Below are 1696 nucleotides of genomic sequence, written 5' to 3'. Positions count from 1 at the left end.
CGGCGACCGCGCGGACGCGGGCGCCACCGGCACGCTCCGCACCCACCTGCGGCGGCTCGACGAGCGGGACCGGCTCCCGCACGCGCTGGACCTGGTCCGCACCGAGGTCGCCTCGGTCCTCGGCCACGCGGGCGCCGACGCCGTACCCGCCGAACAGGCCTTCAAGGACCTCGGGTTCGACTCGCTGACCGCCGTCGACCTGCGCGACCGGCTCGCCGCCGCGACCGGGCTCACCCTGCCCGCCACCCTGGTCTTCGACTACCCGACGCCCACCGCGCTCGCCGCGCACCTGCTGACCGCGCTCCTCGGCGAGGACACCGGCCCGGCCACCCCGGCCGTACGCGGGACGGACACCGCGGCGGCCGACGACCCGATCGTCATCGTCGGCATGAGCTGCCGCTACCCGGGCGGAGTGCGATCGCCCGAGGACCTGTGGGAACTGGCCGTCGCCGGCACCGACGCCATCGGCGCCTTCCCGACCGACCGCGGCTGGGACCTGGACCGGCTCCTGAACGGGGACCGGGACGGACGGGGCCGCAGCGTCACCCGCCACGGCGGATTCCTGTACGACGTCGCCGACTTCGACCCCGACTTCTTCGGCATCTCCCCGCGCGAGGCCCTGGTCGTCGACCCGCAGCAGCGGATCGTGCTGGAGACCGCCTGGGAGGCCCTGGAGCGGGCCGGCATCGACCCGGCCGGGCTGCGCGGCGGTGACACCGGCGTGTTCGTCGGCGGCGGCAGCGGTGACTACCGTCCGGCCCTCGGCCAGGTCGGCCACGTCGAGACCGCCCAGTCGGCGAGCCTGCTCTCCGGCCGGCTGTCCTACACCCTCGGCCTGGAAGGGCCCTCGGTCAGCGTCGACACGGCCTGCTCGTCGTCGCTGGTCGCCCTGCACCTCGCGGCGCAGGCCCTGCGCAACGGCGAATGCTCCCTCGCCCTCGCGGGCGGTGTCACCGTGATGTCGACGCCGGTCGGCTTCGTCGAGTTCGGCGAGATGGGCGCACTGTCCCCGGACGGCCGCTGCAAGGCCTTCTCCGACGACGCCGACGGCACCGCGTGGGCCGAGGGCGTGGGCGTGCTCGTCGTCGAACGCCTCTCCGACGCCCGCCGCAACGGCCACCAGGTCCTCGCCGTGCTGCGCGGCTCCGCGGTCAACCAGGACGGCGCCTCCAACGGCCTCACCGCCCCCAACGGCCCCTCCCAGCAGCGCGTCATCCGCAAGGCGCTGGCCGCCGCGGGCCTCACCGCCCGCGACGTCGACGCCGTCGAGGCGCACGGCACCGGCACCACGCTCGGCGACCCGATCGAGGCGCAGGCCCTGCACGCCACCTACGGCCAGGGCCGCGACCCCGGACGGCCCCTGCTGCTCGGCTCGGTGAAGTCCAACATCGGCCACACCCAGGCGGCCTCCGGCGTCGCCGGCGTCATCAAGATGGTCCTGGCGATGCGGCACGGCACCCTGCCGAGGACCCTGCACGTCGGCACGCCGTCCTCCCACGTCGCCTGGGACCCGGACGCCGTACGGCTGCTGACCGGGACGACCGCCTGGCCGGAGACCGGGCGCCCGCGCCGCGCGGGCGTCTCCTCCTTCGGCGCCAGCGGCACCAACGCCCACGTCGTCCTGGAGCAGCCCACGGCCGACGCCACCGGGCCGGCCCCGGCCGCCGGGGACGCCCCGACGGCCGCAAGGCCGCTG

Annotated in this window: 1 protein-coding gene; it reads left to right on the top strand. The window is 76.2% G+C overall.

The window, feature by feature from the left end; genetic code table 11:
• Positions 1-1696: beta-ketoacyl synthase N-terminal-like domain-containing protein (locus B7767_RS13190; RefSeq protein ID WP_143652405.1), on the top strand; the 1696-nt coding region annotated here is incomplete at both ends.

The organism is Streptomyces sp. 13-12-16, from assembly GCF_002114215.1.
In the GTDB taxonomy this organism is placed as follows: domain Bacteria; phylum Actinomycetota; class Actinomycetes; order Streptomycetales; family Streptomycetaceae; genus Streptomyces.
This window is presented reverse-complemented; position numbering and strand designations above follow the sequence as displayed.